This window comes from Paraburkholderia sejongensis (assembly GCF_020880815.1).
Lineage (GTDB): Bacteria > Pseudomonadota > Gammaproteobacteria > Burkholderiales > Burkholderiaceae > Paraburkholderia > Paraburkholderia sejongensis.
This window is the reverse complement of record NZ_JAJITD010000007.1, coordinates 233395-246808: the sequence shown is the minus strand read 5'-3', so window position 1 is coordinate 246808 and position 13414 is coordinate 233395. Positions and strand designations below refer to the sequence as shown.

At 66.7% G+C, this 13414-nt stretch carries 13 protein-coding genes; 5 read left to right on the top strand and 8 right to left on the bottom strand.

Going from position 1 to position 13414, the window contains the following annotated elements:
- Positions 1–41: 41 nt before the first annotated feature.
- The 6 genes from LJ656_RS16075 to LJ656_RS16050 form a co-directional block, all read right to left on the bottom strand.
- A complete protein-coding gene (locus tag LJ656_RS16075) occupies positions 42–1151 on the bottom strand; it encodes an ABC transporter ATP-binding protein (protein WP_230510395.1) in 1110 nt (369 codons plus the stop codon).
- Positions 1152–1255: 104 nt separating this feature from the next.
- On the bottom strand, positions 1256–1960 hold the full coding sequence (locus tag LJ656_RS16070; protein WP_230510394.1) for an HAD family hydrolase: 705 nt from the start codon (positions 1958–1960) through the stop codon (positions 1256–1258).
- Positions 1957–2832, bottom strand: a complete 876-nt coding sequence (locus LJ656_RS16065) for a carbohydrate ABC transporter permease (protein ID WP_230510393.1) — start codon at positions 2830–2832, stop codon at positions 1957–1959. Before LJ656_RS16065 ends, LJ656_RS16070 begins: the two co-directional genes overlap by 4 nt.
- Complete coding sequence (locus LJ656_RS16060; protein WP_230510392.1) at positions 2829–3761, bottom strand: carbohydrate ABC transporter permease; 933 nt, start codon at positions 3759–3761, stop codon at positions 2829–2831. Before LJ656_RS16060 ends, LJ656_RS16065 begins: the two co-directional genes overlap by 4 nt.
- A 312-nt stretch (positions 3762–4073) precedes the next feature.
- A complete protein-coding gene (locus tag LJ656_RS16055; protein ID WP_230510391.1) occupies positions 4074–5396 on the bottom strand; it encodes an ABC transporter substrate-binding protein in 1323 nt (440 codons plus the stop codon).
- Between the two features lie 94 nt (positions 5397–5490).
- Complete coding sequence (locus tag LJ656_RS16050; RefSeq protein ID WP_230510390.1) at positions 5491–6270, bottom strand: L-iditol 2-dehydrogenase; 780 nt, start codon at positions 6268–6270, stop codon at positions 5491–5493.
- A gap of 276 nt (positions 6271–6546) precedes the next feature.
- On the opposite strand from LJ656_RS16050, the gene LJ656_RS16045 reads away from it, so the two are divergent.
- From LJ656_RS16045 to LJ656_RS16030, 4 genes are all read left to right on the top strand, one after another.
- The gene (locus tag LJ656_RS16045; protein ID WP_230510389.1) at positions 6547–7041 is read left to right on the top strand and encodes a Fur family transcriptional regulator; all 495 of its coding nucleotides are present in this window, start codon (positions 6547–6549) and stop codon (positions 7039–7041) included.
- Between the two features lie 85 nt (positions 7042–7126).
- Positions 7127–8248: a metal ABC transporter solute-binding protein gene (locus LJ656_RS16040; RefSeq protein WP_230510388.1), complete on the top strand. Its 1122-nt coding sequence runs from the start codon at positions 7127–7129 to the stop codon at positions 8246–8248.
- The gene (locus tag LJ656_RS16035; RefSeq protein WP_230510387.1) at positions 8245–9210 is read left to right on the top strand and encodes an ABC transporter ATP-binding protein; all 966 of its coding nucleotides are present in this window, start codon (positions 8245–8247) and stop codon (positions 9208–9210) included. Before LJ656_RS16040 ends, LJ656_RS16035 begins: the two co-directional genes overlap by 4 nt.
- On the top strand, positions 9203–9985 hold the full coding sequence (locus tag LJ656_RS16030; RefSeq protein WP_230510386.1) for a metal ABC transporter permease: 783 nt from the start codon (positions 9203–9205) through the stop codon (positions 9983–9985). Before LJ656_RS16035 ends, LJ656_RS16030 begins: the two co-directional genes overlap by 8 nt.
- Positions 9986–10143: 158 nt before the next feature.
- Here LJ656_RS16030 and LJ656_RS16025 read toward each other — a convergent pair whose 3' ends face one another.
- Together LJ656_RS16025 and LJ656_RS16020 are read right to left on the bottom strand one after the other, a co-directional pair.
- On the bottom strand, positions 10144–11613 hold the full coding sequence (locus tag LJ656_RS16025; protein WP_230510385.1) for a xylulokinase: 1470 nt from the start codon (positions 11611–11613) through the stop codon (positions 10144–10146).
- Between the two features lie 130 nt (positions 11614–11743).
- A complete protein-coding gene (locus tag LJ656_RS16020; protein WP_230510384.1) occupies positions 11744–12007 on the bottom strand; it encodes a hypothetical protein in 264 nt (87 codons plus the stop codon).
- On the opposite strand from LJ656_RS16020, the gene LJ656_RS16015 reads away from it, so the two are divergent.
- The gene (locus tag LJ656_RS16015) at positions 12002–13411 is read left to right on the top strand and encodes a nucleobase:cation symporter-2 family protein (RefSeq protein ID WP_230510383.1); all 1410 of its coding nucleotides are present in this window, start codon (positions 12002–12004) and stop codon (positions 13409–13411) included. The genes LJ656_RS16020 and LJ656_RS16015 overlap by 6 nt on opposite strands.
- Positions 13412–13414 lie beyond the last annotated feature (3 nt).

Below are 13414 nucleotides of genomic sequence, written 5' to 3'. Positions count from 1 at the left end.
CGGCTCACGTGTGAGCCGCTGTTTTCATCCGCCGGTCCGGTTCAAGCCGCCAGCACTTCGACGATCTTGCGCTGGAACGCCTTGCCGTCGCTATTGAACAGATGACAGTGCTCGGGCGTCGCGCCGAGCTTTTGCACATTGCCCTTCGCGTGCCTCTCGAGCGGCGGAATTCGCGCGATCAGACCATCGGGCGCGACGCTCGACTCCGCATACAGATAGGCGGCGTCGCCAAGCGATTCGACCGTCATCGTGCGCGCGTCGATCCCGTCTTCGTTCGTGCTCACGTGCAGATGCTCGGGGCGAATCCCGACCGTCACCTTGTCGCCCTGCTTCGCCGAACCCGGCTCGACCGACACGCGCTGCGTCTCGCCGGTGTCATAGCGCACGGTCACGCCGTCGCGCGTCACCGATTGCACGGTGCCTTCCATGAAGTTCATCTTCGGCGAGCCGATAAAGCCCGCGACGAAGCGATTGGCCGGCGCGTGATACAGCATCGTCGGACTGCCGACCTGCTCCAGATTACCCGCCGACAGCACGACGATCTTGTCGGCCAGCGTCATCGCCTCGACCTGGTCGTGCGTCACGTAGATCATCGTGGTCTTCAGCTCGTCGTGCAGCCGCGCGAATTCGAGCCGCATTTTCACGCGCAGCGCGGCGTCGAGATTCGACAGCGGCTCGTCGAACAGGAACACCTTCGGCTTGCGGGTGATCGCGCGGCCGATCGCGACGCGCTGGCGCTGCCCGCCGGACAGCTGCTTCGGCTTGCGATCGAGCAGATGGTCGATGTGCAGGATCTTCGCCGCATTGCGCACCGCCGCGTCGATCTCCGGCTTCTTCGTGCCGGCGAGCTTCAGCCCGAACGCCATGTTGTCGTACAGCGTCATGTGCGGATACAGCGCGTACGACTGGAACACCATCGCGATGCCGCGCTTGGCCGGCGGCACGTCGTTCATGCGGGTGTTATCGATCGTCAGGTCGCCGCCGCTGATGTCCTCCAGGCCCGCGATCATCCGCATCAACGTCGATTTGCCGCAACCGCTCGGTCCGACGAACACGACGAACTCGCCATCCGCGATGTCGAGATTGATGTCGCGCATCACTTCGTTGTCGTCGTAGGCCTTTCGGATGTTGCGCAAGGTTACGCTTGCCATGATGTGTCTCCGTGTAATGCTGTCCGATACGTGGTGCTGCTCATTTCCGCTGGCTTGTTCCGGTTGGCTGGTTTCAGCCGGTTTGTTCCGGTGTACCTGGGTGGCTAACGCGCCGCCGCGGTCGCGCTGACGGTCCATTGCGCGACCAGCTCCGGCAACTCGCGCATATCGTCGAATACGTGCCGCGCGCCGGCCGCGTGCAGGCGGTCGATCTGCGCGTCGCTCGCGTGGCCGCCGCCGATAAAACCGAGCACCGCCATGCCCGCCGCCGCCGCCGCGGTAACGCCGGTCACGCTGTCCTCGACCACGAGACACGCGCCCGGCGCGAGCCCGAAGCCTTGCGCGGCCGCCAGATAGACGTCGGGCGCGGGCTTCGGATTGGCCACCGCATCCGCGCAGAACAGCCGCTCGCCGAAGAAGCGCTTCAGGCCGGTGCGCGCCAGCACCGACTCGACATACGGGCGAAAGCTGTTGCTCGCGCAGCCCTTCACGAGCGGCACCTGGGCGAGCGCCGCGTCGATACCGTCGACCGCCGGCGCCTGCATCGCGGCCGCTTCGACCGAGCGGCGGATCGCGTCGATATCGGCAACGCTGAGCTCTCTGCCGAGCTGCGTCGCGCTGTCCTGCAACACGCGCTCGATGCGCAAGCCCAGCAGCGGCAGCAGCACCGGTTCGACGTCGGTGCCGGGCCAGCGCGCGTGCAGTTCGCGCACCAGCTCGCGCGCGGCCACCGCCTCGCTGTCGATCAGTACGCCGTCGCAATCGCAGATCAGCGCGAAGCGCCCCACGGCCGCCGGGTCTGCCGTCATTTGACCGCCCCGAACGTGAGGCCGCGCACCAGTTGCTTCTGCGACAGCCAGCCGACGATCAGGATCGGCGCGACCGCGAGCAGCGACGCGGCCGACAGCTTGGCCCAGAACAGCCCCTCAGGGCTCGAATACGACGCGATGAACACGGTCAGCGGCGCGGCGTTCGAACTCGACAGGTTGATGCTCCAGAACGCTTCGTTCCACGAAAGAATCACCAGCAGCAGCGCGGTCGACGCGAGCCCCGGCAACGCCATCGGCATCAGCAGATAGACGATCTCCTGCCAGGTCGCCGCGCCGTCGATGCGGCCCGCTTCGAGAATGTCGCGCGGAATCTCGGCGAAGTAGGTGAACGCCATCCACACCGCGATCGGCAGATTGATCAGCGTATAGACGATGATCAGCCCGGACACCGTGTCGAGCAGCCCGCTGTTTTTCCACAGCAGATAGATCGGCACCAGCACGCCGACCGACGGCATCATCTTGGTCGACAGCATCCACAACAGCACTTTCTGCGTGCGGCGGGTCGGGAAGAACGCCATCGCGTATGCGGCGGGCACGGCGAGGATCAGGCACAGCAGCGTGACGCCGACCGAGATCAGCACCGAATTCCACGCGAACGCGAAGTAGTTGCTGCGCGCGAACACCTCGCGAAAGCTGTCGAGCGTCGGCACGAAAAACAGCGACGACGCGTATGCCTGCTGCTCGGTCTTGAACGCGGTGATCGCCATCCAGAAGATCGGGAAGAACAGCAGCAGTGCGACCAGCCAGGCGAGCACGCCCGGAATCGCCCGCAGCACCGGTTCGAACGGCGACTTGGCCGGCACCGCGACCGGCTGCGCGGTCGACGCCGGGGTAGAGGCAACGTGGCTCATTTTTCGTACTCCCCTTTCAGGTTCTTCGCCAGCATCCGCACGAGGAAGAACGACACGATATTGGCCAGCACGACCGCGAGAATCCCGCCCGCCGATGCGAGGCCGACGTCGAACTGTTGCAGGCCCAGCGAGAAGATCAGGTACGACAGGGTGGTGGTCGCGTTGCCCGGACCGCCGCCGGTGGTCGTATAGATTTCGGCGAAGATCGACAGCAGGAAGATCGTCTCCATCATCACGACGACCGCGATCGCGCGCCGCAAGTGCGGCAGCGTGATGTAGAAGAACATCGAGAACGGCCCGGCGCCGTCGATCTTCGCCGCTTCCTTCTGCTCCTGGTCGAGCGACTGGATCGCCGTGAACAGAATCAGGAATGCGAACGGCAGCCACTGCCACGCGACGATCATGATCACCGCGGTCAGCGGGTAGTCGGCGAACCAGTCGACCGGCGTCATGCCGAGCGCGAGCATCCCTTGCGCGACGAGCCCGTACACCGGGTGCAGGATCATGTTCTTCCAGATCAGCGCGCTGACGGTCGGCATCACGAAGAACGGCGCGATCGCCAGGAGGCGCGCGACGCCCTGCCCGTAGAACTTGCGATCGAACAGGATCGCCATCAGCACGCCGCCGCCGACGGTGATGACCAGCACCGCGACGATCAGTTGGATCGTGTGCGCGATCGACGGCCAGAACGACGGATCGGTAGCCAGAAAGCGGTAATTGTCGAGGCCCGCGAAACCGCGCACATCCGGGTTCAGCAGGTTGTAGCGCGAGAACGAAAACCAGATCGTCATCGCGAGCGGAATCGTCATCCACAACACCAGCACGCCGACCGACGGCATGACCAGCCAGCGCGCGGACGACGCACCTTTGCGATCGAGTCCGCCTTGCTGTGCGAGCGGCGGAGGAGCGGGAGTAGCAAGTTGCTGCATGATGGCCTCACTTCGAGGTGCGCGGCAGCGCCGGCGAGCGCCGGCTCTCCGCAATTTCAACGCAATCCGGCCTGGTTGCCGGAGCTGGCCCGAGGCCGGGCGCGGTCGACGGGTGAACCCGGCCGGCCGCATCGCTCGATAGGGCGGCCCGGCGGCGCGGCTCGTTGACCGGGTCCGCGCGCCGGCTAGCGGCGCCGCTTATCGACGCCGCTTATCTGCGTCGCTTATCCACGCCACTGTTCGGCGTCGCCGATGGCGCGTCATCCACACGCGACGATCGCGACGCGCCGGCCGCGGCGCTTCACTTCTGCTTCACTTCTGATAGCCGGCCTGCTTGACCGCGCGATCGGCGGCCGCGTTGCCGGCCGCCAGCGCCTGGTCGACCGTCATCTGCCCGGCGATCGCGCCGGAAATGCTCTGTCCAACCACCGTGCCGAACGACTGGAACTCAGGAATCCCGACGAACTGCACGCCGGTGTACGGCACCGGCTTGAGCGTCGGATGATCCGGGTCCGCGGTCTCGATCGCCTTCAGCACGAAGTCGCCGAACGGCGCGGCCTGCTTGTACTCGGGCCGTGCGTAGGTCGACTGGCGGGTTCCCGGCGGCACCGAGGCCCAGCCCTCGTCCTTCGCGACCAGTTCGATGTAATCCTTCGAGGTCGCCCACGCGATGAACTTCTTGGCCGAGTCGGCCTGCTTCGACGACTTCGGAATCGCCAGCGCCCACGCCCACAGCCAGTGCGAGCCCTTCGGCGTGACCGCGACCGGCGCCGCCGCGAAGCCGACCTTGTCGGCGATCTGCGACTGCTGCTTGTTATAGAGCATGCCGGCCGCGACCGTCGCGTCGATCCACATCGCGCACTTGCCCGACGACATCAGCGTGAGGTTTTCGTTGAAGCCGTTCGAGCTCGCTCCCGGCGGGCCGTCTTTCTTCAGCAGATCGACGTAGAACGTCATCGCCTTTTTCCATTCCGGCGAGGTCAGCTGCGCGTTCCATTTCTCGTCGAACCAGCGGGCGCCGAAGGTGTTCGCCACCGTCGTGCCGTACGCCATGTTCTCGCCCCAGCCGGCCTTGCCGCGCAGGCAGATGCCGTACTGCCCCTTCGATTTGTCGGTGAGCTTGTCGGCAAATTGCGCGATCTGCTCGTAGGTCGGCTGATCGGGCATCTTCAGGCCGGCCTTGTCGAACAGGTCCTTGCGGTAATAGGTCATCGAGCTTTCGACGTAAAACGGCAGCGCATACAGCTGGCCGTTCGCGGACAGCCCGTCGCGCGCGGTCTTCACGACGTCGTTCAGATCGTAACTGGCGGGCAGATTGGTGATCGGCGTGAGCCAGCCGCGCTTGCCCCATTGCGGGGTTTCGTACGCGCCGATCGTCATCACGTCGAACTGGCCGCTGCCGGTCGTGATGTCGGTGGTCGCGCGCTGACGCAGCACGTTTTCCTCGAGAATCACCCAGTTCAGCTTGATGTCGGGATTGGCTTTTTCGAAGGCCGGCGAGAGCTTCTTCAGCTCGATCATGTCCGGATTGTTCAGCGTCGCGATCGTCACCGTGCCCGCCGACGCGCCCAGCGCGAAGCAGGCGGCCGCGCCGGCACTGGCCGTCTTCAGCGCGAATTTGAAAGATGGTTTCATCGTTGTCTCCTTTCTCGTACGTTATGTGGTGCTGCGTGCGTTGACGGAATCGGTCGCCATTAGCAAGCGGCGGGCCCGCTTCCAGTTTTTTCGTTCAGCTCATCCAGTTGCCGCCGTCGACGTTCAGCGTTTGCGCGGTGATGTAGTCGGCGTCGGCCGACGCGAGAAACAGCGCGGCGCCGGTCAGATCGTCGGGCACGCCCATGCGGCCGAGCGGCACCGCCTCGCCGACAAGGCGCTTCTTCTCGCCGAGCGGCCGGTTCTCGTAGCGCGCGAACAGCGCGTCGACCTCGCCCCACATCGGCGTATCGACGACGCCCGGCGCGATCCCGTTCACATTGATCTTATGCGGCGCGAGCGCGAGCGCCGCGGACTGCGTATAGCTCAACACCGCCGCCTTGGTCGCGCAGTAATGCGACACCAACGCCTCGCCGCGCCGGCCCGCCTGCGACGACATATTGATGATCTTGCCGCCGCGGCCCTGCTCGACCATCTGCCGCGCGACCGCCTGCATCAGGAAAAACAGGCCCTTTACGTTGACCGCGAACAGGCGGTCGAACACGTCCCAGGATTCGTCGAGGAGCGGGCGCATGTCGAACAGCGCCGCGTTGTTGAAGAGAATGTCGATCTGGCCGAAGCGGCCGAGCGTGCTCGTGACGATGCGCTCGATGTCCTCGCGCCGCCGCACGTCGGCGCTGACCGCCAGCACGCGCTCGCCGTGACTGGCGCGCAACGCTTCGCCGATGCTCTCGACCGGCTTCACGTCGACCAGCACGCAGCGCGCGCCTTCGTCGAGATAGCGCCGCGCGACCGCTTCGCCGATGCCGCTGGCCGCGCCCGTCAAGATGGCCACTTTGTCCTGCAATCGCGCCACTGCCTGTCTCCGGTTCGTTGTACTTGCTGTCGCGCGGTGAGCGAACGCCCATTGCGTGATCATTTGCTCTGTTGGTGGTCGAATGATCGGATACGGACCGGGTCATGTCAAGGTGAACGGGCAGATTTCGATGGTGCAGCGCGGCAGCGGGGCGTGCGGGGAAGAAAGGCGCCCACTGACAAAAAGCCGCGATACGTTATATCATTTCGGCCTTGCCGCACTTCGGACGTCTGAAGTCCGTTAGTGCGCCCCTCGCCCATCAGGAGACCCACGCCGATGACCACCCTGCCCGCCGACCGGCACGCCGCGCGGCTCGCGCACGCCGAAGCGCACGCGCGGGCTCAGGGCCTCGCGCTCACGCCGCTGCGCCACCAGGTGTACGCGGCGATCGTGGCGAGCGAGCGGCCGATCGGCGCTTACGAGCTGCTCGACGCGCTCGCCCCCGAGCGTGGCCGGATGCCGCCGACCACCGTCTATCGCGCGCTCGACTTTCTCGTCGCGCATGGCTTCGTGCACCGGATCGAATCGAAGAACGCGTTCGTCGCCTGCTGCGAGGTCGGGGTACCGCATCGCAGCCAGTTTCTGATGTGCGATCGCTGCGGCGCGACCGTCGAAATTCCCGGCGCCGAACTCGCCGATCAGTTGTCGCACAGTGCGCCCGCGCATGGTTTCGAGGTGCATCGGCAGGTGATCGAGCTGAGCGGTTTGTGCGCCGAGTGTGCGCGCGCGGCGAAAGACGGCGCGGGCCCTGGCGAGCCGCCGACCTCATGAAGCCGGCCGCCGACGTCGAGCGCGAGCTGGACCCGTCATTGCCACCGCGGTGGTTCGAACAACTCTCAAGCAGCAGGACACCACGATGAAAACAATCAGTTCGATGTTCACGATCGCGCGCCGCGCGCTGAAGCTGTCTACGGGTTTGCCGGCGCATGCGCCTGCGCCCCTGACTGCGACTCTGACTGCGAAGTTGCCCGCGCAGTTATCCGCGCAGTTGCCACTGAACCGCGCCGCCACCCGGTCTGCGAATTTATCCGCGCATCTGGCAGCCTGGTTGCTCGCGACCGTCGCGCTCGGTTTCGGCCATGCCGCCTGCGCCGCCGACGCGAAAGCCGCGCCGGCCACCGCGAGCCCGATCCCGGTAGTCGCGGCGGAAAACTTCTACGGCGACGTGGTCCGCCAACTCGGCGGCGAGCGCGTCGCGGTCACCAGCATCCTCAGCAATCCCGACCAGGACCCGCACCTGTTCGAAGCGAGCCCGGCCACCGCGCGCGCGTTGCAGCACGCGAGCCTCGTCGTCTACAACGGCGCCGACTACGATCCGTGGATGGCCAAACTGCTGGCCGCCTCAAAAGGCGCGCAGCGCACGGTGATCGTCGCGGCCGAGCTGACCGGCAGGAAAGGTGGCGACAATCCGCACCTGTGGTACGACCCGGCGACGATGCCGAAAGTCGCGCGCGCGGTCAGCGCCGCACTCGTCGCTGCTGACCCGGCGCACAAGTCGGCGTACGATGCGAACCTCGCGAAGTTTCTCGACTCGCTGAAGCCGATCGACGCGAAGGTCGCCGCGCTGCGCAGCCGCTATGCCGGCGTGCCGGTCACCGCGACCGAGCCGGTGTTCGGCTACATGGCGGACGCGATCGGTTTGCAGATGCGCAACCAGCGCTTCCAGCTCGCCGCGATGAACGACACCGAAGCGAGCGCGGCGGACATTGCCGCGTTCGAACGCGATCTGCGCGAGCGCCGCGTGCGCGTGCTGATCTATAACAGCCAGGCAACCGAGGCCCTGACCCGACGTATGTTGAAGCTCGCGCAGCAATCGAAGGTGCCGACGCTGAGCGTCACCGAAACGCTGCCGGCCGGCAAGACCTATCAGACGTGGATGCTCGCGCAGCTCGACGCGCTCGAACAGGCGCTCGCCGCGGGCGAAGCCAACGCCGAAGGAACCAAAGGAACCAAAGGAACCAAAGGAACCACCCCATGACATCGACTGGCCAGCAAGCGCCAGCGGCTACGCCCGCCGTCGCCCGCGGCAACGCGCCGGTGCTCGAACTCGAGCACGTGACGCTCGAACTCGGCGGCCGCACCATCCTGCGCGACACCAGCTTCGTCGTGAATCAGGGCGAATTCATCGGCGTGCTGGGCCCGAACGGCGCCGGCAAGACCACGCTGATGCGCGCGGTGCTCGGCCTCGTGCCGGCCGCCGGCGGCGCGATCCGCGTGCTCGGGCAGGCGATCGAGCGCGGCAACGCGTCGATCGGTTATATGCCGCAGACGCGCAGCGCGCTCGCCGGACGCCGCGTGCGCGGCCGCGATTTCGTCGCGATGGCCGCCGACGGGCATCGCTGGGGCCTGCCGCACGCGGATGCGAACACCCGCGCGGAAGTGGACCGGGTGCTCGATCTGGTCGGCGCGAGCAAGCTCGCGCTGCGGCCGTTGTCGGAACTGTCGGGCGGCGAGCGCCAGCGCCTGCTGCTCGCACAATGCCTGCTCGGCAATCCGAAGCTTCTGCTGCTCGACGAACCGCTGATCAGCCTCGATCCGCATCATCAGAAAAGCGTCGTCGAACTGGTGCGGCGCGTGCAGCGGGAACTCGGCATCGCGGTGCTGTTTTCCGCGCACGAACTCAATCCGCTGCTCAATTCGCTCGACCGCGTGCTGTATCTCGGCAGCGGCGTGGCCGCGCTCGGCACCGTCGATGAAGTGATCACCCGGCCGGTACTGTCGCGTCTGTATGGTTCGCCGATCGACGTGATGCGCGTGAACGGCCGCATCTTCGTGATGTCGGGCGGCGTCGAGGTCGAGAAGCACGATCACGAGCACGAACACGACGAAGCCGGCGGTCATTCGCACGGTCATGCGCACGGCCATTCGCACGAGCATGGGCATTCGCACCATCACTCCCACCAGCACGATTCTCGCGACGGACACACGCACGATGTTTGAATACGATTTCATGGTCAACGCGTTCGCGGCGTCGGGGATCGTCGCGGTGCTGGCCGGGGTGGTCGGCTATTTTCTGGTGATGCGCGGCCAGACCTTCGCGGGTCACGCGCTGTCGCACGTCGGCTTCACCGGCGCGACCGGCGCGGTGCTGATCGGCATCTCGCCGATCTGGGGGATGATCGGCTTCACGCTGGCGGCCGGCGTCGGCATGGGCGCGCTCGGCGAGCGGCTCGCGGGACGCGATGTCGCGATCGGCGTGATCCTGTCGCTGTCGCTCGGCTTCGGGCTGCTGTTCCTGCACTTCTTCACCGCGTATGCGACCCAGGTCACCGCGCTGCTGTTCGGCAACGTGCTCGGCGTCAATGCATCGACGCTCGGCGTGCTGGCCGCGTTGGGCGTGGTCAGCCTCGCCGCGCTCGCGGCGATCATGCGGCCGTTGCTGTTCGCGTCGCTACAGCCCGAACTCGCGGAGGCGAAGGGCGTGTCGCTGCGTCGCGTGTCGGTGCTGTTTCTGGCGATCGCCGCGCTGGCGGTCGCCGCGTGCACGCAGATCGTCGGCGTGCTGCTGGTGTTCACGCTGATGGTCGGTCCGGCCGCCGCCGCGCAGAACCTCAGCACGCGGCTCTCGACCGGGCTGGTGCTGGCCGCGCTGTTCGCGCTCGCGCAGGCGTGGCTCGGTTTGACGCTCGCGTTCTATACCGACTGGCCGACCAGTTTCTGGATTACCGTGCTGTCCGCGCTGGTGTATGGCGGGAGTTTGTTGAAGCGGCATTGAGCCGGCGCGGGACTCGTTGAAATGCAAAACGGCGGCACGGTGACGTGCCGCCGTTTTGCATTGCGGGCGGCGCAGTGATTGCCGCGCCGTTATTGTCGCGCCGTTATTGCCGCCAGGTCTTGCTGGGCGATTGCCACTGCGAGCTTGCTGCCGTGCCCTTACTTCTGTCCAGAGCGCTGCGGCGCGCCGCCGAACCATGGCACCACGCAGCCATACAACTCGACGAAGCGCGCGTAACGCCCGGCGAGCGCCGCATCGCCACTCGAACCCGCCACCCGCGTCGCGCCGGGCGCGAGCGCGGCCAGATCGCGCGTCTGCCAATGCCCGCACGCAACACCGCCGAGGATCGCCGCGCCGCGCGGCGCCGCGTTCGGGCAATCGAGCGCGTACAACTCGACCTCGAGCGCATCGGCGAGCAGTTCTCGCCAGCGCGCGTCGACCGACCCGCCGCCCGCGAGCTTCAGCGCGGTCACGCTCGCGCCGCTCGCACGAATCGCGTCGAGCCCCGCGCGCAGTGAAAACGCGACGCCTTCGAACGCGGCGCGCATCATCGCGCCGCGCGTGTGTTCTAGCGATAGACCGAGCCAGCCGCCACGCGCCTGCGGGTTGAGCCACGGCGTGCGTTCGCCGGTGAGGTACGGCAGGAACGTCAGATTCGATGCGCAAACGGGCGCGCCGCCGGCCGCCGAATAGTTCGGATCCCCAAACGCTTCCCGATAAGCGTCCGCCCATTCATACGACAGCCACCCGCGCACCCGCTCCAGCGCGATGCCGACGTTCTGCATCGCCGCCATCCGGTACCAGTGATCGCTTGCCGCGCGATAGCAGTGCAGACCTCGCAGCGCCGCCGGTTCGTCATTCGCGAGTACGACGATCTGGCCGCCGCTGCCGGTGGTCAGCAACGCGTCGCCGTCGTCCGCGAGACCGCTGCCGAGCGCCGCGCACGGCGTATCCGCGGCGCCGGTCGCGAGCACGATGCCGGCGCGCAAGCCGAGCGCCTGCGCGGCCCGCGGCGACAACCTGCCGGCCGCCGCATACGACGGCGCCAACGGCGCGAACCACTCGCGCGGGATCGCCAGACGCGCCAGCAGCGCGTCGTCCCACACGCCGGCGGCACTGGCGAGCGCGGTCGCGCACGCATCGGACGCATCGGTCACGCACGCGCCGCCGAGCGCGACCCGCAGCCAGTCCTTCGGCTGCAACGCCCAGCGCGTGCGGCGCGCGCTCTGGGGTTCGTGGCGCAAAATCCACCGCAGCAGCGGCCCGGCCATGCCGGGCGCGACCGGATTGGGCTGCGGCTCGGGCCACGCGTCGAGCAGGTCGAGCGCGCGCGAGTCGGGCCACAGCAGCGCGGGCCGCACCGCGTCGCCGGCCGCATCGACCAGCACGACGCCGTGCATCTGCCCGGAAAAGCCGATCGCCCGCACGCCGTCGCGCAACTCGCGCGGCAACTGTGCGAGCGCGTCGACGAGCGCGCGCCACCAGATGCGCACGTCGATTTCGGCCCAACCCGGATGCGGCGTATCCAGCGTATACGCGACGCTCGACACCGCCTGCTCGCGCCCCTCTTCGTCGACGATTGCCGCTTTCAGGGAGCCGGTGCCGAGGTCGATGCCGAGAAAACTCATGGGTGTCGGGACGTCGGTCAGGACGTCGAAATGAAGTGTAGAAAAATCCCGCTTCGCGGGTTAACCCCGTCGCGCCGCGACGCGCGTCGAAACAGGACTATGTGAGAGGCGTGATACACGCCATTGATTCTCACACATATGCCCGCCCGCAACGAATCGACAGTCCTCGTGCGCCGCGCCGCGCGTATCCGCCGTCCAGCGGGGCCCGGCGCCGCTGCGCGAGCAATCGCTCACCGGCCGCCCAGCCATGCACCTTTAATTCGCCTTTCAAACGACGCCGCCGCATATCGTCGCCGGGAATGCCGGAATAGGCGCCAGCGGTCTTGTTGCGCTTTTTCGTCCCCGATACCTTGGAGTCATCCCAAACGAGATGGTGGAGAGAGACGATATGCAAGCGAACGCGGTTCACCCGTGCGACGAGCGCCTACCCGCGGGCCAGTTGCTCACCCTCGGAATCCAGCACGTACTGGTCATGTACGCGGGCGCGGTCGCGGTGCCGCTGATCGTCGGCGCGGCGCTGAAGCTGCCGAAGGATCAGATCGCCTTTCTGATCAGCGCCGATCTGTTTTCGTGCGGCATCGCCACGCTGATCCAGACACTCGGGCTGTGGATCTTCGGCATCCGCCTGCCGGTCATCATGGGCTGCACCTTCGCCGCGGTCGGGCCGATGGTCGCGATCGGCACCAACCCGTCGCTCGGCATCCTCGACATCTTCGGCTCGACGATCGCGGCCGGCGTGATCGGCATTGTGCTCGCGCCGGCGGTCGGCAAGCTGCTGCGCTTTTTTCCGCCGGTCGTGATCGGCGTGGTGATCTCGGTGATCGGACTGTCGCTGATGGAAGTCGGCATCAACTGGGCGGCCGGCGGCGTCGGCAATCCGGAGTACGGCAATCCGGTGTACCTCGGCCTGTCGCTGCTGGTGCTCACGCTGATCCTGTTGATCAACAAGTTCGCAAAGGGCTTCATCGCCAACATCGCAGTGCTCCTCGGCATCGTCGCCGGCTTCGTGATCGCGCTGCTGCTCGGCCGCGTCAACATGGACGGCGTCACCCACGCGCCGTGGGTCGGCTTCGTGATGCCGTTTCATTTCGGACTGCCGCACTTCGATCCGCTGTCGATCGCGACGATGGTCACCGTGATGTTCGTCACCTTCATCGAATCGACCGGCATGTTCCTCGCGGTCGGCGACATGGTCGATCGTCCGGTCGATCAGAAGACGCTGGTGCGCGGGCTGCGCGTCGACGGGCTCGGCACGCTGATCGGCGGGATCTTCAATTCGTTCCCGCATACGTCGTTTTCGCAGAACGTCGGGCTGATCGGCGTGACCGGCGTGAAGAGCCGCTTCGTCTGCGCGACGGGCGGCGTGATTCTGGTGCTGCTCGGGCTGTTTCCGAAGATGGCGCAGGTGGTTGCGTCGGTGCCGCCCTTCGTGCTCGGCGGTGCCGGCATCGTGATGTTCGGGATGGTCGCGGCGAACGGCATCAAGGTGCTCTCGCGGGTCGACTTCGTGCGCAACCAGCACAACCTGTTCATCGTCGCGGTCAGTATCGGGCTCGGGCTCGTGCCGGTGGTGTCGCCGCACTTCTTCGCGCAGCTGCCGCCGGCGTTGTCGCCGCTGCTCCATAGCGGGATTCTGCTCGCGTCGGTGTCGGCGGTCGTGCTGAACCTGATCTTCAACGGCGTGAAGAGCGAAAAGAAGGCCACGTGCGAGATTCGCCGCGCCGGGCACGACCTCGATGCGCGTACGGGCGGCGAGCCGCAGCACAACGAAATGCTGCGCGCGGCGGATTTGCGTTGAGCG

Coding starts and splice junctions, on each gene's coding strand:
- LJ656_RS16075 (WP_230510395.1), bottom strand. CDS start 1,151: ATGGCAAGCGTAACCTTGCGCAACATCCGAAAGGCCTACGACGACAAC.
- LJ656_RS16070 (WP_230510394.1), bottom strand. CDS start 1,960: ATGACGGCAGACCCGGCGGCCGTGGGGCGCTTCGCGCTGATCTGCGAT.
- LJ656_RS16065 (WP_230510393.1), bottom strand. CDS start 2,832: ATGAGCCACGTTGCCTCTACCCCGGCGTCGACCGCGCAGCCGGTCGCG.
- LJ656_RS16060 (WP_230510392.1), bottom strand. CDS start 3,761: ATGCAGCAACTTGCTACTCCCGCTCCTCCGCCGCTCGCACAGCAAGGC.
- LJ656_RS16055 (WP_230510391.1), bottom strand. CDS start 5,396: ATGAAACCATCTTTCAAATTCGCGCTGAAGACGGCCAGTGCCGGCGCG.
- LJ656_RS16045 (WP_230510389.1), top strand. CDS start 6,547: ATGACCACCCTGCCCGCCGACCGGCACGCCGCGCGGCTCGCGCACGCC.
- LJ656_RS16040 (WP_230510388.1), top strand. CDS start 7,127: ATGAAAACAATCAGTTCGATGTTCACGATCGCGCGCCGCGCGCTGAAG.
- LJ656_RS16035 (WP_230510387.1), top strand. CDS start 8,245: ATGACATCGACTGGCCAGCAAGCGCCAGCGGCTACGCCCGCCGTCGCC.
- LJ656_RS16030 (WP_230510386.1), top strand. CDS start 9,203: ATGTTTGAATACGATTTCATGGTCAACGCGTTCGCGGCGTCGGGGATC.
- LJ656_RS16025 (WP_230510385.1), bottom strand. CDS start 11,613: ATGAGTTTTCTCGGCATCGACCTCGGCACCGGCTCCCTGAAAGCGGCA.
- LJ656_RS16015 (WP_230510383.1), top strand. CDS start 12,002: ATGCAAGCGAACGCGGTTCACCCGTGCGACGAGCGCCTACCCGCGGGC.